This window comes from Micromonospora sp. NPDC047740, from assembly GCF_043204735.1.
Lineage (GTDB): Bacteria > Actinomycetota > Actinomycetes > Mycobacteriales > Micromonosporaceae > Micromonospora.
On the sequence record NZ_JBIDCT010000014.1, the window covers coordinates 58,529 to 79,427 of the forward strand.

Annotated in this window: 21 protein-coding genes; 6 read left to right on the forward strand and 15 right to left on the reverse strand. The window is 72.9% G+C overall.

Annotated elements, in window-relative coordinates; genetic code table 11:
* Nucleotides 1–15: 15 nt before the first annotated feature.
* The 5 genes from ACGF4F_RS24955 to ACGF4F_RS24975 all read right to left on the reverse strand — a co-directional run bounded on the left by ACGF4F_RS24955 (nucleotide 16) and on the right by ACGF4F_RS24975 (nucleotide 5,406).
* Nucleotides 16–1,527, reverse strand: a complete 1,512-nt coding sequence (locus ACGF4F_RS24955; RefSeq protein WP_357436776.1) for a hypothetical protein — start codon at nucleotides 1,525–1,527, stop codon at nucleotides 16–18.
* A gap of 46 nt (nucleotides 1,528–1,573) precedes the next feature.
* Nucleotides 1,574–2,659: a hypothetical protein gene (locus ACGF4F_RS24960; RefSeq protein ID WP_357436773.1), complete on the reverse strand. Its 1,086-nt coding sequence runs from the start codon at nucleotides 2,657–2,659 to the stop codon at nucleotides 1,574–1,576.
* Nucleotides 2,660–2,686: 27 nt separating this feature from the next.
* Nucleotides 2,687–3,400, reverse strand: a complete 714-nt coding sequence (locus tag ACGF4F_RS24965) for a hypothetical protein (protein ID WP_357436770.1) — start codon at nucleotides 3,398–3,400, stop codon at nucleotides 2,687–2,689.
* On the reverse strand, nucleotides 3,393–3,887 hold the full coding sequence (locus tag ACGF4F_RS24970; protein ID WP_357436768.1) for a SigE family RNA polymerase sigma factor: 495 nt from the start codon (nucleotides 3,885–3,887) through the stop codon (nucleotides 3,393–3,395). Before ACGF4F_RS24970 ends, ACGF4F_RS24965 begins: the two co-directional genes overlap by 8 nt.
* Before the next feature lie 97 nt (nucleotides 3,888–3,984).
* Nucleotides 3,985–5,406 carry an MFS transporter gene (locus ACGF4F_RS24975; RefSeq protein ID WP_357436765.1) on the reverse strand — a complete coding sequence of 474 codons (1,422 nt, stop codon included), beginning with the start codon at nucleotides 5,404–5,406 and terminating at the stop codon, nucleotides 3,985–3,987.
* Nucleotides 5,407–5,783: 377 nt separating this feature from the next.
* Between ACGF4F_RS24975 and ACGF4F_RS24980 the strand changes: the two genes are divergently transcribed.
* From ACGF4F_RS24980 to ACGF4F_RS24990, 3 genes are all read left to right on the forward strand, one after another.
* Complete coding sequence (locus ACGF4F_RS24980; protein ID WP_357436762.1) at nucleotides 5,784–6,110, forward strand: YciI family protein; 327 nt, start codon at nucleotides 5,784–5,786, stop codon at nucleotides 6,108–6,110.
* Nucleotides 6,111–6,115: 5 nt separating this feature from the next.
* Entirely contained in the window at nucleotides 6,116–7,318 is a 1,203-nt protein-coding gene (locus ACGF4F_RS24985; RefSeq protein ID WP_357436759.1) for a sigma-70 family RNA polymerase sigma factor, read from the forward strand.
* 108 nt (nucleotides 7,319–7,426) lie between these two features.
* Complete coding sequence (locus ACGF4F_RS24990; RefSeq protein ID WP_357436756.1) at nucleotides 7,427–7,576, forward strand: hypothetical protein; 150 nt, start codon at nucleotides 7,427–7,429, stop codon at nucleotides 7,574–7,576.
* 95 nt (nucleotides 7,577–7,671) lie between these two features.
* Here the strand turns inward: ACGF4F_RS24990 and ACGF4F_RS24995 are convergent, their stop codons facing one another.
* From ACGF4F_RS24995 to ACGF4F_RS25010, 4 genes are all read right to left on the reverse strand, one after another.
* Entirely contained in the window at nucleotides 7,672–8,646 is a 975-nt protein-coding gene (locus ACGF4F_RS24995; RefSeq protein WP_393080718.1) for a S1C family serine protease, read from the reverse strand.
* The gene (locus ACGF4F_RS25000) at nucleotides 8,643–9,053 is read right to left on the reverse strand and encodes a hypothetical protein (protein ID WP_357436750.1); all 411 of its coding nucleotides are present in this window, start codon (nucleotides 9,051–9,053) and stop codon (nucleotides 8,643–8,645) included. Before ACGF4F_RS25000 ends, ACGF4F_RS24995 begins: the two co-directional genes overlap by 4 nt.
* A gap of 181 nt (nucleotides 9,054–9,234) precedes the next feature.
* Nucleotides 9,235–10,440, reverse strand: a complete 1,206-nt coding sequence (locus tag ACGF4F_RS25005; protein WP_357436747.1) for an esterase-like activity of phytase family protein — start codon at nucleotides 10,438–10,440, stop codon at nucleotides 9,235–9,237.
* Nucleotides 10,441–10,629: 189 nt separating this feature from the next.
* Nucleotides 10,630–11,334, reverse strand: a complete 705-nt coding sequence (locus ACGF4F_RS25010; RefSeq protein WP_357436744.1) for a hypothetical protein — start codon at nucleotides 11,332–11,334, stop codon at nucleotides 10,630–10,632.
* A 218-nt stretch (nucleotides 11,335–11,552) separates the two neighbouring features.
* On the opposite strand from ACGF4F_RS25010, the gene ACGF4F_RS25015 reads away from it, so the two are divergent.
* The 3 genes from ACGF4F_RS25015 (at nucleotide 11,553) to ACGF4F_RS25025 (ending at nucleotide 14,922) form a co-directional block, all read left to right on the forward strand.
* Nucleotides 11,553–12,701: a sensor histidine kinase gene (locus tag ACGF4F_RS25015; RefSeq protein ID WP_393080722.1), complete on the forward strand. Its 1,149-nt coding sequence runs from the start codon at nucleotides 11,553–11,555 to the stop codon at nucleotides 12,699–12,701.
* Between the two features lie 16 nt (nucleotides 12,702–12,717).
* Nucleotides 12,718–13,371, forward strand: coding sequence for a response regulator (locus ACGF4F_RS25020; RefSeq protein ID WP_393080970.1), 654 nt, complete (start codon nucleotides 12,718–12,720; stop codon nucleotides 13,369–13,371).
* A gap of 156 nt (nucleotides 13,372–13,527) precedes the next feature.
* A complete protein-coding gene (locus tag ACGF4F_RS25025; protein WP_393080725.1) occupies nucleotides 13,528–14,922 on the forward strand; it encodes a hypothetical protein in 1,395 nt (464 codons plus the stop codon).
* Between the two features lie 69 nt (nucleotides 14,923–14,991).
* On the opposite strand, the gene ACGF4F_RS25030 is transcribed toward ACGF4F_RS25025, so the two are convergent.
* The 6 genes from ACGF4F_RS25030 to ACGF4F_RS25055 form a co-directional block, all read right to left on the reverse strand.
* Entirely contained in the window at nucleotides 14,992–15,852 is an 861-nt protein-coding gene (locus tag ACGF4F_RS25030; protein WP_393080728.1) for an SRPBCC family protein, read from the reverse strand.
* Nucleotides 15,845–16,405, reverse strand: a complete 561-nt coding sequence (locus ACGF4F_RS25035) for a helix-turn-helix domain-containing protein (protein ID WP_393080731.1) — start codon at nucleotides 16,403–16,405, stop codon at nucleotides 15,845–15,847. The genes ACGF4F_RS25030 and ACGF4F_RS25035 overlap by 8 nt, the downstream gene beginning before the upstream one ends.
* A gap of 80 nt (nucleotides 16,406–16,485) precedes the next feature.
* The gene (locus tag ACGF4F_RS25040) at nucleotides 16,486–17,436 is read right to left on the reverse strand and encodes a hypothetical protein (protein WP_393080734.1); all 951 of its coding nucleotides are present in this window, start codon (nucleotides 17,434–17,436) and stop codon (nucleotides 16,486–16,488) included.
* Nucleotides 17,433–17,954, reverse strand: a complete 522-nt coding sequence (locus tag ACGF4F_RS25045; protein ID WP_393080737.1) for a SigE family RNA polymerase sigma factor — start codon at nucleotides 17,952–17,954, stop codon at nucleotides 17,433–17,435. Before ACGF4F_RS25045 ends, ACGF4F_RS25040 begins: the two co-directional genes overlap by 4 nt.
* A gap of 134 nt (nucleotides 17,955–18,088) precedes the next feature.
* On the reverse strand, nucleotides 18,089–19,432 hold the full coding sequence (locus ACGF4F_RS25050; RefSeq protein ID WP_393080740.1) for a class I SAM-dependent methyltransferase: 1,344 nt from the start codon (nucleotides 19,430–19,432) through the stop codon (nucleotides 18,089–18,091).
* Nucleotides 19,429–20,829: an FAD-binding oxidoreductase gene (locus ACGF4F_RS25055; protein ID WP_357436721.1), complete on the reverse strand. Its 1,401-nt coding sequence runs from the start codon at nucleotides 20,827–20,829 to the stop codon at nucleotides 19,429–19,431. The genes ACGF4F_RS25050 and ACGF4F_RS25055 overlap by 4 nt, the downstream gene beginning before the upstream one ends.
* Nucleotides 20,830–20,899 lie beyond the last annotated feature (70 nt).

Here is a 20,899-nt window from a genome sequence, read left to right on the forward strand (position 1 = left end):
GCGCCATCCTGGAATTCAGGTCCACTCCTCCGCCGGGTCCCCGTCGCCGCTCTCGGGCACCGGCCCGACGGTCGGCGGGCCGCCGTGGGTCCACGGCGTCTCCTCCGTGGCCGGGAAGTTCCCGGCCGGCAGGAACGCATCCGACAGGGTGGTGAAGCAGAGCCGCTCCCCCACCTCCGGCACCGTGCCCGGCGGCGCGGTCAGCCCGCGACCCATCCCACCGGACAGTTCCAGCACCACCTCGGTCTTCCCGTCCGCGCCCGGGGTCAGGAAGACCACCTTCGCCTTCTGACCCGGCCGGGCCGGCGAGTAGAGGGTCGCCCCGACCGGCACCAGCACCGGCTCGGTGGTGACCACCTGGATGCGGGGGCGCAGCACCGGCCGCTTGCCGGTGTCGTCCACCCGCTTCGGGTCGGCCAGGGTCACGTCACCGACGAACGCCTCCCCGGTCAGCCGGTGCTCGGCCATCACGAGCGGGTCGTCGTAGGCGCGCTGCACCGCGTAGGAGGTGAGGGCCCGCTCCAGCCGGTGCAGCCGCACCGCCGCGGCCACCGCCCCGTCCCGGCGCGGCTGCGGCCCGCCGCCGTCGTCGACGTACTCGGCGTACCCGGTGAAGGCGTCCTTGTCGCCGTCCCACCGGCCGGCCACCCGGGCGCCGGGCGGCAGCGCGCGCAGCAACCCGACGCCGCGCCACATCAGCTCCCAGGTGGGCGTGAGCTGATCGCGCAGCAGCCGCTCCAGCTCCGCGTACGCCGCCGACCGGGCGGCCGGGTCGCCGTCGGCCTCGGCGTACGCGGCCATCGCCGGGGCGAGCCGCCGGTTGTCGAAGTCCGGGTCGGTCGCCGGGCCGGCGGGCGGACACAGCTCCGGATCCTCGGCCCCGGCGGCCGCCTCGGCGCCGGTCGAGCCGGGCGGCGGGTCGAGCCAGCCGAGCAGCGCCGGCAGGTGCAGGTCCTCCACCGCGCTCTGCCCGGTCGCCCAGTGCAGGGTCAACGCCTCGGTCATCGCCACCAACGCCGCCGAGCCGGGATGCTCGGCGCGTTCGGCGAAGAAGGTCAGCCAGCGCCCGAGCAGCGGCACCGACGGGTGCACCGGGTAGTCGCCGTCCGGCCGGCGGAACCGGGTGGAGCGGCCGAACAGCCGCAGGAAGGTGATCCCGGCCGGGTTGGGCACCAGCACCTGCGGCGCGTCGACGTACCGGTACCGCACATCCTTGCCCCGATCGACCGGCACCGCCTCGCTGACCTCCCGGAACGAGTCCAGGTACGGCAGCACGATGGCGGCCAGCTCGGCGGCGAACGCGAACCGCTGGTCGCGGTTGCGGGGCTGCGGCACCACCAGCAGCCGCGCCTCGTCGGGGGTGGTGCCGACCATGGCGGCGAGCGGGGCGTTGGCCTCGCCCGCCATGGCGAGGGGCACCACCACGAGCGGGCGGTCCGACAGGTGCAGGTGCCGGACGGTGGCCACCGGCTGGGCCAGCCCGGCGGCGACCGCCTGCGCCTTGGCGAGGGCGCGCAGCGTGCTCACCGGGACCTCCAGGGCGGGACGGGCCGGGCGGGCCGGCGCAGCGTACTCATGCGGCGCCTCCGGCGAGGGCGTCGGCGCGCAGGCGCGCGGCGGCGCGCAGCAGGGCGGCGGCCTCCGCCTGCTCCGGATCCGGGGCGCGCACGCCGTCGGCCAGCGCCAGCACCTCCCCGACGTCGGCGATGCCGCCCAGCGCCTCCCGCACCGGCCGCCCCAGCGCGGTGGTGTGGCCGCGCGCCTCGTGCCGGCAGAAGTACGCCAGCTCACAGGCGGCCAGGCACTCGGGCGCGTAACGGGCGGGCACCCCGGACAGCGCGGCGGTCAGGGCCGCCGGGTCGGCGGTCAGGTCGGCGGTGAAGCCGGCCGGCACGTCGACGAGCAGGTCCTCGATCCGGTCCATCCGGTCGAGTTGGCGACGCAGCACCAGCAGCTGTTTACGGACGTCGAGCAGGCTGGCCACCGGCCGGTTGGCGAAGTCGCGCGGGCAGACCAGCACCACCTCGTGCGACACGAGGTCCGGGTCGTGCCCGGCGGCGGCCAGCAGCTCGCGCAGCGCCAGCACGTAGACGGCGGACTGGATGGCGGCGGCGGAGACCTTCGCCGGGTCGGCCTGACCGTCGATCACCGGGAAGGACTTGATCTCCACCACGTGGAAGCGGCCACCGAGCCGGGCCGCGACCAGGTCCGGTTCCAGGTGCACCCGCCGGCCGGCCACGTCCAGCCCGAGCAGCGGATGGTCGAACAACGCCGGCTCGCCGCCGCCGGTCAGCGCCGCCCGGGACCGCTCGTGCCGGTCCGGCAGGTCCTCGGCCCCACCCAGGTCCGTCCAGGTCGCGCCCGCCGGCACCGGTACGCCCAGCCGCTCCGCGACCAGCCGCAGCAACTCCGCACCACCATCCGCCTTCACCTGGGCCTCGAACGCGTTGCCCCGGGTGATGGCGAAGCGGGACTGGCCGAACCGGGCCGGGAAGCCGATCCGCTCGGCCAGCTTCGGCTTGTCCACCCCGGCGCTGTCCAGCACCGCCCGCCGGGTGCAGCCCGGGTTACCGGTCAACGCGGCGATGGTGCGGGCGTTGTGCCGTCGGGGCGGCACACCGCCCCGGATCTCGGCCAGGCGCTGCGCGGTGTCCGTCACGACAGGCCACGATAGCCGCCCCTCGAATCAGCGCACGGTGAACAGGGTCGTGCCGTCGGCGGCGATCAGGTCCACGCTCCGCACGTCGATGCTCGACCGGGTCTGGGTGTCGGCGCGCAGGATCCAGGTGCGGTTCACCACCGGCGCCTCGACCAGGTCACCGGCGTCGGTGCGCCCGCGCACCCGCACCGCGTTTGCCGGGGCAGGGCCCAGCGCGATGACCCACGCCCCGACCGGCAGGGCGGAGAGCCGCCCGGTCAGACTGCCGTACCGGCAGGAACGAGGCGCGCAGTCCAGCGGATCCTGGCCGGGATCCACCTGCCCCTCGATGAGACGGCGCAGCTTTCCTGAGCGATCGGAGACGCAGTAGGAGTACTGCATGCCGTTCACCGCGGCCGCCGCCCGGCGACCGTCCGGCCATGAAACCGAGTTGAGCAGCCGGTCGCCGTGACCGGACACCGGGCACTGGGCGGCCACCTCGGCTCGCTCGGCGGCGGGCATCCCGGACAGCGGCCGCCCCGGCCCCAGCTCGCCGAACAGCAACCGGCTCACCGGCCCGACGAGGGAGCCGGCGACCAGCGCGCACGCCGCCGCCAGCGCGGCGGCCAGCACCGGCCAGCCGCTACGTGCCGGCCGCCGCTCAGCACGTGCCAGGACGACGCCGACGGGCGGGGTCGGGAAGGTCCGGTCGGCGAGCGCCCGGTCCAGCACCGACCGGGTCCACTGTTCGCGGTCAGACATCGAGCTGCCCCTTCAGGGTCGCGAGTCCACGGTGCAGGAGCGCCTTGACGGTGCCGGGGGCGCAGCCGAGCGCCTCCGCGATCTCCCGCTCCGGCAGATCCAGGTAGTAACGGAGGAAGAGGGCGGCACGCTGGCGGGGGCGTACCCGGCGCAGGGCCGCCCGCACCGCCGGACCGTCCGCCGACGCCGGGGCGTACGGCGGGTCCGGGTCGCGGAACGCGTGGCGGCGTTCCAGCACCCGCCGTCGTACCCAGGAGGTGCACCGGTTCGCGACCGCACGCCGCAGCCACGGCACCGGGGCGCGGACCCGGTCACGGTGCCGGTAGAGCTCCACGAAGGTCTCCTGCACCAGGTCCTCCGCCGCCGCCGCGCTCCCCGTCGTCAGGTACGCGAACCTGACGAGCAGCGGAAACTGCTCCCCGTACACGGTCCTGAACCCGTCCTCGCCCAGCGACACCGGCTCGGCGACCTCCGTCCCTACCGCCATCTCCGCTCCAGTCCCGTCCATGCTCGGACGTCGAAGCTCAGGCGCACGAGTGGTGCGGTTGGTTGCACCGCCCCGGCGGCCGGGGCCACCACCGGCGCTAGACGGCCGGCCCGGTGACCGGCTCCGCTTCGGTCACCGTCTCGGCCGGGCCGACGCGGGCCGCGCCCCGGCGGACCAGCACGGCGACGGTCACCGCGGCGGCCGCCGCCAGCCCGGCCATCGACCACAGCACCACCCGCAGCCCGCCGGTGAAACCCGGGTCGGCGAGCCGCCCGGCGGTGGTGCTGGCCAGCACCGCGCCGACCACGGCGATGGCCACGGTCTCGCTGGTCAGCCGGGCCGTGTTGATCATCCCGGCGCCGGTCGCCGCACGCCCCGGCGCGACGCTGCCGATGGCGATGGCGTCGAGCAGCCCGATGGACAGGCCCACCCCGACCCCGATGGTCAGCAGCGGGCCGGCCAGCGTCGCGGTGTCCGCGTGCGGGCCGAGGACGGTGGCCCAGGCCGCGCCGACGGCGACCACGGCCACCGAGACGACGGTGACCGCGGTGGCCGGGACCAGCCGGGTCAGCGCGCCGCTGAGCAGCGGCAGCACCAGGGTGGGGGCGGTGAGCAGGATCAGCGTGGCGCCGGCCGCGCCGGCGCTGAGCCCGACCACCGTGGTCAGGTACGACGGCAGGTAGACCAGCAGCGGCACCAGCACCGCCACGATGGTGGCCGCCGCCAGACAGATGCCGAGGAACCGGGGGCTGGCCAGCAACGCCAGATCGAACATCGGATCGGTGCGGCGGCGTTCCACCCGGACGAAGGCCACCAGCAGCGCCGCCGCGGCGGCGAACGCCGCGAGGATGACCGGGGCGGCCCAGCCGTACTCGGGGCCCTGCACGAAACCGAAGATGAGCAGCAGCAGCGCGGCGGTGAACGACACGGTGCCGGGCCAGTCGACCCGCCCGGGGTGCGGCTGGCGGGACTCCGGCAGCAGCGGCACCAGGGCGAGCACCGCGCAGGCGGCCAGGGCCGGCGCGGCGAAGACGGCCCGCCAGCCGAAACCCTCGATGAGCAGCCCGGCGATCGACGGGCCGAAGGCGAGGCCGACGCCGATGGTCGTACCGAACACGCCGAAGGCGCGGGCCTGGGCCCGGCCCTGGAACGTCCCGGCGAGCAGGGCGGACGCGCTGGTCGCGGCGGCCGCCGCGCCGACCCCTGCGAGGGCGCGGGCGACGTCGAGCAGCAGGATGCTGTCGGCGACCGAGGCGAGCAGCCCGCCGGCGGCAAAGGCCGCGACGCCGATGGCGTAGACCCGGCGGCGGCCGAACAGGTCGGCGAGCGCACCGGTGGCGAGCATGAAGCTGGCAAACGTGGCGTTGTAGCCGTTCACCACCCACTGCACGCCGGCCAGCCCGGCGTCCAAATCCCGGCCGATGTCGGGCAGCGCGACGGACGCGCCGGTCAGCGAGACCGGTAGCGCGAGGGTGGACAGCAGGACGGCCACCAGCACGACAGCCGGATGATGGCGCAAGGATTCTCCCCGTTCGGACGACCGTCCCAGCGTATTCGCGCACGTGGAAACAGATCCGCGACGGGGTGGAAGATCACAGCTCAGCGGCCGGAGGCGCGGTTCCCGGGCGAGCGGGGCGACCGGGCACCGGCGAGCGGCCGGCTGCGACGCCGGTGCCGGCGGCCGAGCGTGCACGGCTGGCGGGTGACAATGTGGCAGCCGTCCTCGACAACGCCGGACCGGTCAACTCTGGCCTGGGGCCCGAAGATGAAGAACATCGCCCAGCAGTACCCCGGCTCGGCCCGGAAATCACCCACGAATTTCTTCGCCCGCGGCTGTCCGGATGCGCGGCCCGCGTTCGTCAGGCTGGATGGAAGCACGACCGGAGGAGAGAAACGATGAAGTACATGATGCTCGTCTGCACCGACACCGAGCCGGACAAGGACCCCAGCGCCGCGCCCGACATCGAGCAGTGGGTGGCCGAGCGGGACGCCAACGGCCAGCGCGTGACGGGCAGCCGCTTCGCGCCGCCGTCGGCGGCCACCACCGTCCGGGTCCGCGACGGGGAACTGCTGCTCACCGACGGCCCGTTCGCCGAGACCAAGGAGGTGATCGTCGGCTTCGACCTGCTGGAGTGCGCCGACCTGGACGAGGCGGTCGAGGTGGCCCGCGCCCACCCGATGGCGTACGCCGGCCGGATCGAGCTGCGCCCCCTCGTGGACTGACGCCGGTGACCGACGCGGCCGGGGCGGTCGCCGCAGCGGGTGCCGAGGCGTACCCGCGGATCGTGGCCGCCCTGATCCGCGTAACCGGCGACTGGACCCTCGCCGAGGACTGCGCCCAGGAGGCGCTCGCCGCGGCGCTGGAACGGTGGCCGCGCGACGGCGTACCCGGAAATCCGGGCGGCTGGCTGATGACCACCGCCCGGAACCGGGCCGTGGACGTGCTGCGCCGGGCCGCCGTGGAACGCCGCAAGCTGCGCGAGCTGGCGCTGCTCACCGACCCCGAGCCGACGCCACCGGAAGGGGACGTGGTGGACGACCGGTTGCGGCTCATCTTCACCTGCTGCCACCCGGCGCTGGCCCTGCCGGACCGGGTCGCGCTGACCCTGCGCACGATCGCCGGAGTGCCCACCGCCCACATCGCCCGCGCCTTCCTGGTCAGCGAGTCCGCCATGGCCCGCCGGCTCACCCGGGCCAAGACCCGAATCGCGACGGCCGGCGTCCCGTACCGGGTACCGACCGGGCCCGCGCTGGTCGAGCGGCTGCCCGGCGTGCTGGCCGTGCTCTACCTGCTGTTCACCCGGGGGTACGACGCCGACGGCGAGCCGGCCTTCGCGGCTGAGGCCATCCGGCTGGCCCGGCTGCTGCACGAGTTGCTGCCGGAGGAGCCTGAGGTGGCCGGGCTGCTCGCACTGTTCCTGCTGCACCACTCCCGCCGCGCCGCCCGCCGCGACCCGGCCGGCGACCTGCTCACCCTCGACGAGCAGGACCGGTCCCGGTGGGACCAGGACGCCATCGCCGAGGGCGTGGCGCTGCTGGACAGCGCCGGTCACGGACCGTACGCCCTGCAGGCCCGGATCGCCGCCTGCCACGCCACCGCCCGCACCGCCGCCGACACCGACTGGCCCGCCATCGCCAGCTGGTACGACCACCTGGTCCGGCTGGGCCCCACCCCGGTGGTCCGGCTCAACCGGGCGGTCGCCCACGGCTACGCGTACGGTCCGACGGCCGGGCTGGCGCTGCTCGCCGAGGCCCGCGCCGGCGGGGTGCTGGACAACTACCCGCCGGCGCTGGCCGCCGAGGCCGAGCTGACCGCCCGGCACGGCGACCGGGACCGCGCCGCGGCGCTGTTCCGAGCGGCAGCCGACGCGGTGCGCTCCGAGCCGGAACAGCGGGCGCTGCTGCGGCGCGCGGCCGACGTGAGCCGCTGAGAAACCTCGACGGGTGCCGCCGAACCGGGTACGCCAGGCGGTGGGCGATTTCGCGGCACCCGTTTACTACCCGGTTTGCACAGGTCACACGTGGGTACGCAGCGCCCCATGATCGCACTGCTCGTTGCCCTGTTGCTGGTGTGGTTGGTTCTGGTGGTCGTCGGGCTCGCGGTGAAGGGCCTGTTCTGGCTGTTCGTGGTCGGGGTGATCCTGTTCGTCGCGACCGCCATCGTCGGCTGGGTTCGCAGGCGAGTATGAGCCCGCTGCCGGCCCGGGCCGGGCTTGAGCCGCTGCCGAACGCACTGTCGGCCTTGTAGGGACAGATCAGATGGGGCTGGCGGGTACTGGACGGGTCAGTGCCCGGCCGTGAGCCGATCGACCACTGTGCGGACGATGTCGACCGGGATGGCGAAGCCGAGCCCGATGCTGCCGGCGTCCTGGCCGGTGGTGGCGATGGCGACGTTGATGCCGACGACCCGCCCGGCGGTGTCGACCAGCGCGCCGCCGGAGTTGCCGTGGTTGATCGCCGCGTCGGTCTGAATGAGGCCGCTCAGGTCGTCCACCGACCGGTTCAGCGCGGAGACGATCCCCGAGGTCACCGTGTTCTGCAGGCCGAGCGGGCTGCCGAAGGCCAGCACCGGGTCGCCGACGGTCAGCGCGGAGTCGCTGCCGAGTGTCGCCGCAGTCAGCCCGCTGAGGCCGTCGGCCCGCAGCAGCGCGATGTCCGCGCTGGTGTCCTGGCCGACGAGGACAGCCGGGGCGGTACGTCCGTCGGACAGCTGAACGCTCAGCTGACCGCCGGAGGCGATCACGTGGGCGTTCGTCAGAATCAGCCCGTCCGCGTCGAGGATGACACCGGAGCCGAGGCTGGTGCCGGTGTTCGCGGCGGCGGTGACGGTGACGATGCTCGGCGACACCCTGGCGACCACCCCGGCGAGGGAGTCGATCGCGGCGCCGGCCGGGGTCACGCGTATCGCGGTGGCGGTCGTGCCGTCGGCCAGCAGCCGGTCGGTGACCAGCGCGCCGGACGCGCCGCCGCCCAGCATCAGCACGAGCGCGACGCCGGCCGCCACGACCCGACCACGCCGCCGGTACGGGCGGGTGCCCGTGGGCGTGGTGTGCGGTGGTGGGGCCGGGGTTCCGGGGGACCGCGGTGGCTCGGTGGGCGGCCATCCGGAGCCGGGGCCGCCGTCCGAGCTGGGCCGGGTGGCTGTCGCGGGCGTCGGCAGATCGACCGGGGCAGGCGGGGTGGCGGTTGCCGGTGCCGGCGTGCCGGCCGGAGCGGGAGCGGTGGGCGCGACGCCGGTGCGGTTCAACGTGTCGGTCATCGGGTCACCGCCAGCCGCTCGGTGCCGGCGAGGACGGCGGTCCGCTCGACCGCCGGTGACGGCGGCCGGCTCGCTCGGCGGTGACAGGCGACGAGGTGGCCGGCCAGGATGGCGGTCGACCCGGCCCGTACGCAGACGTCGGCCCCGGCCTGGAGGATGTCGGCGATGGCCGACGCGGCGGCGTCGTGGTCGACGAGGACCGCGAGGGTGCACCCGGCCGGCAACCGGCGGTGGGTTGGCCCGATGGTGTCCACCTGCGGGCAGATCAGCAGCACCAGGTCGCCGGGCCGCACGCAGTCGATGCTGGGGGCGGGCAGCACCCGCCAGGCGGTCGGCAGTTGACGGGCGAGCCCGGTGACCTGGGTGGGGTCGCCGAGGACGGCGACGGTGGGGGCGGCGCGGTGCATGACTTCTCCTCGGCTCGGTGATGCACCCACCGTCGCTCGGAGATCTGAAGCCGACTTGTGCCCTTCCTGTGGAAATCCGGTGTGCCGTGGCCGGGGGCGAACCGCTGCGGTCGCTTCCGCCCGTCCCGGATGAGCAGAAAGGGTGGGCAGCGAACCGCCCACCCTTCTCGCGAGCGTGTGGTTACCGGACTACCCGCGGGTCGGCGTGCAGGCGGTCGGTGAGGCGGATGGTGATGAACTCGTTGTTGTCGGGCCGGCCGGGGTTCCGGCCGGACGAGAACGGGAAGTTGTTGTCGTTGAGGACGGCGAGCGTCCGGTCGTCGAGGATCACCACGTCCTCGATGGTCGTGAACGGGAACCGGAACGTCTCACCGGAGCCGCCCAGCCGGCGCGGGTCGGCGATGTCGAGCAGGTCGGCCACGAGGGTCTTGTCCAGCCGTCCGTCGCGGTCGCGGTCGCGCTTGTCGGCCAGGTAGATCTTCTTGACCTTGGCCGCGTCGCCCTCCGCGCCGTCCCGCTCGATGACGAGCAGCCGGTTCTGGTCGACGCTGATCGCGTCGCCGATGGCGTGGCTGGGCGCGTCGAGCTGGTAGATCCACCGCCGGCCGGTGTAGGCACCGGCCGCCAGGTCGAACTCGTTGAGCCGCAGCGCACCCGCCGGGTCACCGGCCACCGTTCCCTCGAGCAGCGGGAACAGCGTCCTGCCATCGGGCGACAGGGCCATGCCCTCGAAGCCCTTGCTGCTGCCGAGGTTGGGCGAGCCGGCGGGGTTTTCCGGGGCCCGCACGCCGGGCAGCGGGATCGGTGCCTGCAGCAGCCGGCCTACCCGATCCACGTGCAGCAGGTACGGCCCGAACTCGTCGCCGATCCAGTAGGACCCGTCGGCGACCCGCACCATCGACTCGATATCGAAGTCGGCGCCGGTGAGTACCCGGTCGGCGCGGGTCAGCGGGAACGGGACCAGGGCGTTCGGGTCGGTGAGGTTGATCCCGCCGACCACGTCGACCTTGCCGGTAGAAATGTCGGGCACGATGCGGTGGATCCGCAGGACGAAGTCGCCGCTGTTGGCCTTGTTGCCGTAGCCGTTGTCGGACAGCGCGTCGAACGTTCCGTCCGCGTTGCGCAGGATTCCGCTGAATCCCTGCACCGGCTGGTCGGCGAAGGGCGGGGTGACGCCGTTGATCGGTGCGGTACCGAGCAGCGAGCCGGACGGCTCGCTGGCCGGCACGAACGTCTCGGCGGGCAGGGCGGCGAACCCGGTGAGGGTCGCCCGGCCGAACTGGTCGCGGGGAGCGGCACTGGCCACGGTGGACGAGGGCGCCACGACCGTGACCGCGAGCGCGCTGGCGGTCAGGCCGATGGCGGCGCGTCGTACGAGGGGTGTCATGGGCGGGACGCTAGGCCCCATGGTTGAACCGGGGTTGAACCCGGGACCAGCGTCAGACCAATCCGCGAATGCGCCGGGCCCCGGGCAGACGAGCCACTCGTGGCGTCTGCTCGGGGCCTTCCGCTTTTCCGGCTTGCCGGCCGTCCGGCGCCCGCTACGGCTCGCCGCCGACGTGCGCCGGGCCCGCGATCAGGCGACGCTCCCCCGTTCGCGTCCGGCGATGCGGACGCCGGCGACTACCAGGGGCAGCAACAGCAGGGAGAACACCGCACCCAGGACGAGGGTCAGGTGCACCGGGATGAACATGACGGCCGCGAACGTGCCCACGAACGCGAACGTCAACCACCAGCCCACCACGCCGGCGCGGGCCAGGCCGACGCAGATCAGCAGCAGCCCGAGTTGGGCGAACATGCTCGTTCCGCGCCACAGCGGCATGAGGCTGGCGCCGTCGACGGCGTCGGAGATCCGGACGGCGACCTCCAGCGGCAGGCGCTGGCCGATCTCCATCCGCCACCAGTCGTCCTTCACGGCGCCGGAGATGTTGAGCAGGCTGACGGCGGCGAGCAGCGTGCCGACCAGGGTGATTGCCCGTCCTCGCGCGCCGCGGACCAGTCCGGGCACCGCGAGCAGGCCCAGCGCGCTGATCAGCGTGCCGTAGTGCAGCAGGATCGCGGAGAGTTGGGTCTGCCCGCTGTCGCGGGCGAGTGAGGTCACGTAGTCGGCGGTCGATTCGCTGGCCTGCGGCGGGCAGGTGAGCATTCCGGCGAGGAAGAGGACCGGGCCGCCGATGAGCGCGCCCGCGCCGAGGCGGCGCAGTGTCGTCCGGCCGCGGGCATCGGCGCGGGTGTCCGTCGGGTCGGTGGTCGGGCCGGCGCTGTCGATGTTGCTGATCATCGTCACTCCCTGTCGCGGGCCGCCCTCGTGGCGGGCCGTGTCGGGTGATGACGATGCCGGGCAGCGGTGGTCAGGCGCGTCCGTCGCGGCGCACTGATCGGGGCCGCTCACCAGCGGAGGTACGCCCGCACGGCACACACCGAACGGTGGACCTGGAGCCGGTCGGGGTCCTCCGCACGGCGGACGGCAGCGGCGGATCGGCGACCTACAGTGCCACCATGACGCTCGCCCAGCTGCGCGATCCCGGCCTCATCCCGTTCGTCCTGGGGCCGCTGATCGGCGTGCTCGCGGTCGTGGAGACCACCCTGGATCCGTTCTTCGGGGACGCCGCGGTCGCCACCTGGGTGTCGGGCGTGCTGCTCGGCGGCGGGATCGTCCTGGCGCGGTGGTTCCCGCTCACCGGCACGCTGCTCGCCGCCGGATGCTACCCGGTTGGAGCGCTGCTCGGCGCGAAGGGCCCGGGCGGTGCGGCCATGATCGGGCTGATCGGTGTGGTCGGCTGGGTCGGTTGGCGGGAGCCGCCACGACGGTCGCCACTCGCCCTCGGCACCGGGGCCGTCGCGCTCGCCCTCACCTCGGTGGTCACCGGCAAACCGTCGTGGGAGCTGCTGTTCGTCCCGGCGATCCTGCTGCCGGGCTGGTTTCTGGGGCTGCTCGCCCGCGCCAACGCCGCCCGCGCGGCCCAGCTCGCGGAGTTGGCCGCGGCGTTGGAGGCCGAACGCGAGGCGAACGCGCAGGCGGCGGTGGTACAGGAGCGGGCGCGCATCGCGCGGGAGGTCCACGACGCGGTCGCCCACTCGGTCAGCGTGATGACGTTGCAGTTGGGTGGGCTACGCCGGCAGCTCGCGGATCGCCCGGAACAGCAGGAGATCGTGTTGGGGCTCGAACGCCTCGGCCGGCAGTCCGTGGAGGAGATGCGCGGGTTGGTGGGCATCCTGCGCGAGAGCGGTACGGCCGGGGCCGCCGCCCCGCAGCCCACGCTGGAGCGGGCCGACGCCCTGCTGGCCGAGGTGACGCGGGCGGGCCTGCCGGTGCGGCTGCGGGTGGAGGGCGAGACGGTGCCCCTGCCCCGCACCCTCGACACCTCGGCCTACCGGGTGCTGCAGGAGGCGATGACGAACGTGCTGCGCCACGCCGGTTCCGTACCGACGGTGGTGACGATCTCGTACGCCCGGGACGGGGTCTCCGTGGCCGTCGTCAACGAGCGCGGTGAGGTTCGGCCGGCTCCGGTTCCCCGTGGCCGGGGCGGGCACGGCCTGGTGGGGATGCGCGAGCGGGTGGCGCTGTTCGGCGGGTCGTTCGACGCGGGGCCGCTGCCGGACGGCGGGTACGCGGTGCGGGCCCACTTCGCGATGCCGGGCCGGTAGGGGGTCGATCATTAACATTTCGGTGGTCCTGGTCGACGATGAGGCGATGGTCCGGGTCGGCCTGCGGATGGTGCTCAGCGGCGAGCCCGACATCACGGTGGTGGGCGAGGCGTCCGACGGCGACCAGGCGGTCGACCTGGTCACCCGTACGCAGCCGGACGTGGTGCTGATGGACATCCGGATGCAGCGCGTCGACGGTCTGGAAGCCTCGCGCCGACTGCTCGCGGCGGCACCGGACACGAAGATCATCATCCTGACCACCTTCGACGAGGACGAGCACGTGGCGGCGGCGCTCCGGGCGGGCGTGAGCGGATTCCTGCTCAAGATCTCGCCGCCGGAGCAACTCGTCGACGCGGTCCGGTTGGTGGCGGCCGGGCGCGGGCTGCTCGATCCGGCGGTCACCCTGCGGGTGATCCGCGGCTTCGCCGCGCAGCCGGAACCGGTCCCCCGTTCCCGCGAGCTCGACCAGCTCACCGTGCGCGAGGTCGACGTGCTCCGCCTCGTCGCGGAGGGGCTCACCAACGCCGAGATCGGGGGTCGGCTGTTCCTCGGCGAGGCCACGGTCAAGACCCACCTCTCGCGGGTGCTCATGAAGCTCAACCTGCGCACCCGGGTGCAGGCCGTGGTCTACGCGTACGAGCATGGCCTGGTCCGACCGGGAGGGCGATGAACTGGACAAACAGCCAGCAAGCCGCCCCCTGTTCGGGCACGGCATCCGCGTTGTTCACCCGCACGTCAACATTGACCGCCGATCGCTTCACCTCCTGCTCGTAGCGTCGCCGACGCGTCCGCGGATTGCGGACACTCCGCTGGGAGGAACGCAACGATGCACATCTTTTCCAAGCGCCGGCTGTCGGCCGTCGCCATCGCCGGAGCGGCCGTCATGGCCGTCGGCAGCGCAGCGTCGGCGGCGCCGGGCGGGTCGACCGGCCCGAGCAGCAGCGACGCGCCGTACCTGGTCCGGCACACGCCGGGCGTCACGCTGACGTCGCTGCTCACCACCGGCGACTCGGTCGGCGGCTACCGGATGGCCGGCATCCCCGACGGCCTCGGCGCGTACGACAACGGTGACGGCACCTTCACCGTCCTGATGAACCACGAGCTCGCCAACACCGTCGGGGTCGCCCGGGCGCACGGCGGCAAGGGCGCTTTCGTCTCCAAGTGGGTGATCGACAAGAAGACCCTGCGGGTGCTGTCGGGCAGCGACCTGATCCGCAAGGTCTTCCTGTCCCGCAACGGGCAGTACGTCGACACGCCGGGCGCGGTGTTCAACCGGCTCTGCTCGGCCGACCTCGCCGCCCGGACCGCGTTCTTCAACCCGAGCACCGGCAAGGGTTACGACGGCCGGATCTTCACCAACGGCGAGGAGTCGACCGGCGGCCGCGCCTTCGGCCACGTCGTCGAGACCGGCGACTCCTACGAGCTGCCCGCCTTCGGCACCGGGAGCTGGGAGAACATCGTCGCCAACCCGGCCAGCGGCGACAAGACCGTGGCGATGGGCACCAGCGACGGCGGGGCGGGCGAGGTCACGCTCTACGTGGGTGACAAGAAGACCGTCGGGAACCCGGTGGAGAAGGCCGGCCTCACCGGAGGCAAGAGCTACACCATCTCCGTGCCGGGCATGGCGGTGGAGGACAGCACCACGGCGTGGACCAAGGGATCCCTGCCCTTCACGCTGTCGTCCACCGGCGGCACGTCGTTCGACCGGCCCGAGGACGGCGCCTGGGACCCGAACAACCCGAACGACTTCTACTTCGCCACCACGGCCAGCATGACCAAGCACAGCCGGCTGTGGCGGCTGTCGTTCGACGACGTGACCGACCCGGCCAAGGGCGGCACCCTCACCATGGTGTTCGAGGGCCCGGCGGACCAGGCCAGCGGCCCGAAGATGATGGACAACATCACCATCAACGACCGCGGGCAGGTGCTCATGCAGGAGGACCCGGGCAACCAGGGCTACCTGGCCGGCGTCTACCAGTACGACATCGCCTCGGGCGCGGTGCGCCGGATCATCGACGAGGACCCGGAGCGCTTCCTGCCCGGCGGCGCGTACTTCGACACCACTGACGAGGAGTCGTCGGGCATCATCCCGGCTCCGTTCCTCGGTGCGGGCAAGTACCTGCTGGACGTGCAGAACCACACCAAGTCCGCGGACCCGGAGCTGGTCGAGAAGGGCCAGCTGTTGGTCCTGAACGTGGCTCCGGGCCAGCCGGTCCGGTAGTAACCGCACCGGGGACCCGGGCAGACGTCGTCTGCCCGGGTCCCCGCGTTTTCCGGAGTTGGCCGGTGGTCAGCTGGCCGCGCTGCCCGCCGGCTGTTCCTCGCCGAGCCAGATCGGCTGCCAGTCCGGCACCTCGTGGAAGCGGCGCAGCTCCGACAGCCCGGACACCGACCCGCTCCACGCCGCGTACGGGGGGTTGCTCTCGTCGAAGCCGCTCTGCACGAAGGTCAGCTTGGTCTTCCCGCCGGACTCGGCCAGCTCCCAGGTGCTGACGCCGGTCGGTCCCCAGTCGACGGACATCTTGCGGCCCGGCGTCAGGTCGACCACCTTGGCCGCGTATCCGGCCTCGAAGCCGCCCATGGCGTAGCGGCCGCCGACCCAGGGCTCGATGCCGATCGGGAACCCGAACCAGGCGCTGGCCTGCTCGGAGTCGGTCAGCGAGGTCCACACCCGGTCCATCGGGGCGTCGATCACCAGTTCGCCGCGCAGGTCGGCCGAGGTGAAGTCGGTGCGGGGCAGCAGTGGGCGCCCCTCCAGGTGGGCGTTGAGGTTGGCCAGCGCCAGGCTCCACCAGGTTTGCAGCACGCCCCGGATGGTGCTGCCGTCGAGCGCCTCGCTGAAGACGAAGTGGCTCTGCCGCAGGGTCAGCTCGGTGTGCTCGCCCTGCGGCGCCAGCTCGATCTCGCTGGTGGTCTCCACGCCGCCGAGCAGCCAGGCGAAGCGCAGGGTGTGGTCGTCGGCGTGCAGCAGTCGCTGCTGCGGGACGTCGCCTTCCGGCGTGAAGCGGCCCCAGAACGCGTACCGCTGCGGCAGCTCGACCTCGGCGTGCTCGGCGAACCAGACGCGCAGCTCGGCGGGGTCGGTCAGCGCGCGCCACACGCGGTCGGCCGGTGCGGCGAGCCGGACTCGGATGGTCAGCAGATCAGTCATTGTTTTCGCCCTTCGGGTAGCAGGCCACGGCGAGCTTGAAGGCGTCTCCCTCGGTGCCGCCGTAACGGGTGAACAGGTCCTGCAGCGTCGACTGCAGGTCGTGCAGGAATTCCTGGCGCCGCTCGGCCGGCACCCGGATCTCGCCGGAGACGCCGATGGACGGCAGCTCGGGCGCGGTGCGGTCGAGGGCGGCGATGTCGGCCTGGACCTCTTCCATCAGGTCGAGCAGGTAGCCCAGGCTCAGCTCGTCCTGTGCCCGGCGCGTCCCACCGATGCGTCCGACGAGGCGGGGTGACAGCCAGTACGACCGGGCGACGGCCTGGTAGATGCCCTCGGGGATGCCGCGCACCCGGCGCTCGGACACCTGCTCGGCCAGCCCGGCCGCGACCAGCTGCTTGACGTGGTAGTAGACGCGCTGCGGCGTCTGGCCCAGCAGACCGGCGACCTCGGTGCAGGTGCGGGGCTCGGCGAGGTGCCGCAGCACTTCGATGCGCTGCGGCTTGAGCAGGGCTTCGGCCTGCTCGCGCTCTTCCAGGTACAGGACGTCTCTCATGGCAAAATCAGTTTGTACGTACAAAACTTCTTTGTCAATAGGTTCGACAAAAGGCCGCGCGTGGGCGCGGCCTTTCGCCCCTACTTGCCGATGACCAGGGCGTTGGCTGGCGCCTCGACCTTCACCGGCAGGCCGTAATCGGAGAGTTCCATCAGCACGTGCAGGTGGTAGGTGTGTTCCGGGCCCCGGGCGTTCCACCGCACCGCGCGGTCGTACGCCACCGTCTTGATCCGGCCGTCTGCGCCGATCGTCACGTCACCGACCAGCCTGTCGGCGGCGATCCCCTGGGTCGAATCCTGCGTCGTGACCTCGAAGTGGTAGCCACCGCCGGGATTCTGGGACACCTTGGCGTCGGCCTGCCGCAGCATCCGGAACAGCTGCTGCGGATCCGCCGAGGTGCCCAGCCCGCCGCCCAGCGCGTCGTCGTAGTTCAAGCTCGTCTGCCTGCCCTCCGGATACCGAGCCCACACGATCTTTCCGCTGTCGGGGTCGGCGCCGTCCAGGCCGCCGACGTATCGGACGCCATCGACCAGGCGCTCCTGCAGCCAGCCGATCGACATGGGCGGCCGCAGCCCGGTGTTCGGCGACTCCAGGTAGCCGGTGGCGGTCGCCGGATCGAACGCGCCCTTCGTCACCCAGGTCCTGGCCACCGGCTCGGGCAACTCGCCCCTCGGCGGGACCTTGTCCTTGTTGGTGGTGGTGAACTTCACCCGGTAACTGATGTTCTCGCTGGCCGCCGCGGCGGCGGCCAGCCGCATCCGCGGCGACTCCGGGCTCGCCGCGGTCGCGGGCCGCTCGGCGACCGGCCCGGGCGCGCCTCTCAGGCCGCCGGGAGCACCGGTGCCGACGGTCAGGGCCACGGCAACCGCCCCGGTCACCCCGACCACCCCGGCCGCGTACGCGGTGCGGTGCAGGGCGTTGCGCCGCTGGTGGCGGCGGGTGGCGTCCCCCAGCACGTCACGGGTGAACGCCAGCCCGGCGACCTCGTCCCGCATGCCGTCGATCAACCGATCTTCAAGATCAGTGGTCATCTGCCTGCTCCGTTCAATCCTGCGTCTTCGAGAACCCAGTGGGCCGTGAGCTCACGTAGCCGGGCCAGCCCTCGGGAGGCGGTCGACTTGACGGTGCCGACCGAGCAGCCGAGCACCTCGGCGGCTTCTGCTTCGCTGAGCTGCTCCCAGTAGCGGAGCACCAGCACGGCCCGCTGCCGGGGCGGCAGCAGGGCCAGCGCCTGGATGAGGGCCTGCCGGAGGTGCAGGGTCTCGGTACCGTCGGCCTGGCCCGGCGGCTCGATCTCGGTCAGCACCTCCGGCCGGCGCCGGCGCAACCGCCACCGGTCGACCGCGAGGTGGTACAGCGTGCGACGCAGGTATCCCTCCTTGTCGCTGTGCACCCGGCTCCAGTTCCGCATCAGCCGCTCCAGCGCCGCCTGCACCAGGTCCTCCCCGGCGGCCCGGCTACCGGTCAGCAGCACCGCCGTCGCGAGTAGGGCACTGCCGCGTTCGGCGACGAGGACGTCCAGCCCCTCGAAGCGTTTCTTCCGCCGCACCGGCTCTCCTTTCGTCGCCACCAAGGACGACGGGTGGGGCCCGAAGGTTGATTGGCCGACCCGAGCAATCTCCGGAACGGCCCAGACGACGAAAGGCCGCGCGAACCGCGCGGCCTTTCGCTGAACCGATGAGGTCAGGGCGTCCAGTCGGGGCGCAGCGGGTAGCCGTTCACGCCCTGCGGGCCGTTGTGGGTGGCCAGCACCTGGTGCAACTGGATGTCGTTCCGCTCGAAGGCCAGCCGGGAGCCGGCCATGTACAACCCCCACACCCGGGCGGTGCCCAGGCCCACCTCCCCGACGCAGAAGTCCCAGTGCTCGACCAGATTGCGGCACCAGCCGGCCAGCGTCAGCGCGTAGTGCTGCCGCAGGTTCTCCTCGTGGTGCACCTCCAGCCCGGCGTCGTGAATCTCGCTGACCAGCCGACCGGGCCCGGCCAGCTCACCGTCCGGGAAGACGTACCGGTCGATGAAGGCGCCGGAGCGGTGCGGGGCGCGGTTGTCCGCGCGGGTGATGCAGTGGTTGAGCAGCCGGCCCCCCGGCTTCAACCGCTCCTTGAGCGCCCCGAAGTACGCCGGGTAGTTGCGCACCCCGATGTGCTCGGTCAGCCCGATCGAGGAGACGGCGTCGAACTGCTCCCGCGGCGCGTCCCGGTAGTCCAGGTGCCGCACCTCGGCCAGCTCACCCAGCCCCTCCCGCTCGATCGCCGCCTGCGCCCACTCCGCCTGGGCCCTCGACAGGGTCACCCCGAGCGCCTTGACGCCGTACTCCCGGGCCGCGTGCCGGACCATGCCGCCCCAGCCGCACCCGACGTCGAGCAGCCGCATCCCCGGCTTGAGTGCCAGCTTCCCGGCGACCAGGTCGTACTTGGCGCGCTGCGCCTCCTCCAGCGTGTCGCCGGGGCTGCGGAAGACCGCGCAGGTGTACGTCATCGACGGACCGAGCACCTTCTCATAGAAGGCGTTCGAGACGTCGTAGTGGTGCGAGATCGCCTCGCTGTCCCGGCCGCGCGAGTGCCGCAGCCCGGACATCACCCGCTTCCAGCGCGGCGCGGCCTCCTGCGGCGGGGGCGGCGGCGGCATCAGCCGCTCCCAGCCCAGCCCCTTCACCAGGGCCAGCCCCTCGCCCACCGCCGGCAACCGCAGGCGCACCTCGTCCTTGAGCACCTTGAACGCCTCGTACGGGTCGCCCGGGTGCACACCCTCCAGCCCCAGGTCACCGCTCACGTACGCCCGGGCCATGCCCAGGTCGCCGGGTGCGGTGAGCAGGTAGGACAACCCGCGCGGGGTGCGGATCGTCACGGTGATCCCGGCATCGGCCGGGCCGACGGCGCTGCCGTCGTAGCCGGTGATGCGGATCGGCAGGTCGCCGGTGGTGACCGTGCGGATCACGTCCGCCACGGTCGGTGCGCCGCGGCGGCCACCCGCCGGCGGGTTGCCCGGGGTGCTCGCCGCCCCCTGTTCACGGTCGGTCAGGCTCATTGTCTCGCTACCGCCTTCTCGTACAGTCCGGTCAGCCGGTGTTCCGGGTCGTAGCGGTCCTTCGCGGCGCGCCAGGTCTCCCCGCCGTAGAGCCGGTGGAACGCCTCCCGGTCGTAGTACGCGTCGGAGTAGAGCGACTTGTGCCCGCCCACCTCCGACACCTTGCGCTCGATCTCCCGGTTGACGTCGCCGTCGGCCGCGCCCTCGGCGATCGGCACGCTGCCCCAGAAGCCGATGTTCACGTAGGTCTCGCCCGGTTGCAGGGGATACAGCGGCCAGGCCCGGGCGGAGCCGGGGCCGGCCGGCTCGCGCAGCCGCAGCGGGCAGAGCCAGACCGGCGTCATCCTGACCGTCCGGGCGAACCAGCGCAGGAAGTCGGCGGTGCGGTCGAGCGGGATCTCCACGTCCTGCACCACCCGCTCCCGGGCCGGGTTGCCCCGCCAGCGGTCGACCCGGGTGGCCACCTGGTACCGGTGCTCCAACCGCACGATCCGGTGATAGAAGTCACTGCGGCGGTAACGCTGCGGCCACAGCCGACGGACCACCGGATGCTGCACCCCAAACGCCGCCGAACACCAGAACCAGTCGGTGTCCCAGCGCCACAGGTAGTCGTACGTGGTCAGCACGTCCCGGGTGCGCCGCTGCAACGACCGGTAGTAGATCTCCTGGCCGGTGTAGTCGCTGGGCCGTCCCCCCGGCTCGTCGGTGAACGTGGCGAGCATCAGGTACGCCTCGCCGGGGCTGAACATCACCGCGTCCATCCCGTCGACGGGGTCGCCCTCCCAGGATCCCTTGGCGATCACCTCGCCGATCGCGTCGGTCAACTCCTCCAGCCGGGTGAACCGGATGTTGCGCAGGGCCACCCACCGGCGTACCGGCTGCAGCTCGATGCGCAGCCGGGTGGCGTAGCCGAGGCTGCCCAGCGAGTTGGGAAAGGCCCGGAACAACTCGGCGTGCTCCCCCTCGGGCCGGGCGGTGACGATGTCGCCCGCGCCGGTGAGGATGTCCATCTCGTACACCGACTCGTGCGGCAGCCCGTTGCGGAACGAGGTGGACTCGATGCCCAGCCCGGTCACCGCCCCGCCCAGGGTGATGGTGCGCAACTGCGGCACCACCAGCGGCATCAGCCGGTAAGGCAGGGTGGCGTCGACCAGGTCCTCATAGGTGCACATGCCCTGCACGTCGGCCGTCCGGGCGGTCGGGTCGACGGCGATCACCCCGGTCAGGCCGCTCACGTCCAGGCCCGGAGCGCCGGGCGCCGATCTCGGCCGGAACAGGTTCGAGGTGCGTTTGGCCAGCCGCACGGTCTCGCCGGGGGGCACCGCGGCGTACGACCGCCGCAGCGTGTCCACCGCTTGCTCATGGTCAACGGGATGATCCACACGCTGAGCACGCATGAGATCACATTACGCCTGCTCCGCCAGCTTGGCGGGCTGTCCACCATGGCCTTTTCGCATCCACCGGTCG

Excerpts from the sequence above, each read along its gene's own strand:
- ACGF4F_RS24965 (WP_357436770.1), bottom strand. The coding sequence starts at position 3,400 with ATGTCTGACCGCGAACAGTGGACCCGGTCGGTGCTGGACCGGGCGCTC.
- ACGF4F_RS24970 (WP_357436768.1), bottom strand. The coding sequence starts at position 3,887 with ATGGCGGTAGGGACGGAGGTCGCCGAGCCGGTGTCGCTGGGCGAGGAC.
- ACGF4F_RS24980 (WP_357436762.1), top strand. The coding sequence starts at position 5,784 with ATGAAGTACATGATGCTCGTCTGCACCGACACCGAGCCGGACAAGGAC.
- ACGF4F_RS24990 (WP_357436756.1), top strand. The coding sequence starts at position 7,427 with ATGATCGCACTGCTCGTTGCCCTGTTGCTGGTGTGGTTGGTTCTGGTG.
- ACGF4F_RS24995 (WP_393080718.1), bottom strand. The coding sequence starts at position 8,646 with ATGACCGACACGTTGAACCGCACCGGCGTCGCGCCCACCGCTCCCGCT.
- ACGF4F_RS25000 (WP_357436750.1), bottom strand. The coding sequence starts at position 9,053 with ATGCACCGCGCCGCCCCCACCGTCGCCGTCCTCGGCGACCCCACCCAG.
- ACGF4F_RS25005 (WP_357436747.1), bottom strand. The coding sequence starts at position 10,440 with ATGACACCCCTCGTACGACGCGCCGCCATCGGCCTGACCGCCAGCGCG.
- ACGF4F_RS25010 (WP_357436744.1), bottom strand. The coding sequence starts at position 11,334 with ATGATCAGCAACATCGACAGCGCCGGCCCGACCACCGACCCGACGGAC.
- ACGF4F_RS25015 (WP_393080722.1), top strand. The coding sequence starts at position 11,553 with ATGACGCTCGCCCAGCTGCGCGATCCCGGCCTCATCCCGTTCGTCCTG.
- ACGF4F_RS25025 (WP_393080725.1), top strand. The coding sequence starts at position 13,528 with ATGCACATCTTTTCCAAGCGCCGGCTGTCGGCCGTCGCCATCGCCGGA.
- ACGF4F_RS25030 (WP_393080728.1), bottom strand. The coding sequence starts at position 15,852 with ATGACTGATCTGCTGACCATCCGAGTCCGGCTCGCCGCACCGGCCGAC.
- ACGF4F_RS25035 (WP_393080731.1), bottom strand. The coding sequence starts at position 16,405 with ATGAGAGACGTCCTGTACCTGGAAGAGCGCGAGCAGGCCGAAGCCCTG.
- ACGF4F_RS25040 (WP_393080734.1), bottom strand. The coding sequence starts at position 17,436 with ATGACCACTGATCTTGAAGATCGGTTGATCGACGGCATGCGGGACGAG.
- ACGF4F_RS25050 (WP_393080740.1), bottom strand. The coding sequence starts at position 19,432 with ATGAGCCTGACCGACCGTGAACAGGGGGCGGCGAGCACCCCGGGCAAC.
- ACGF4F_RS25055 (WP_357436721.1), bottom strand. The coding sequence starts at position 20,829 with ATGCGTGCTCAGCGTGTGGATCATCCCGTTGACCATGAGCAAGCGGTG.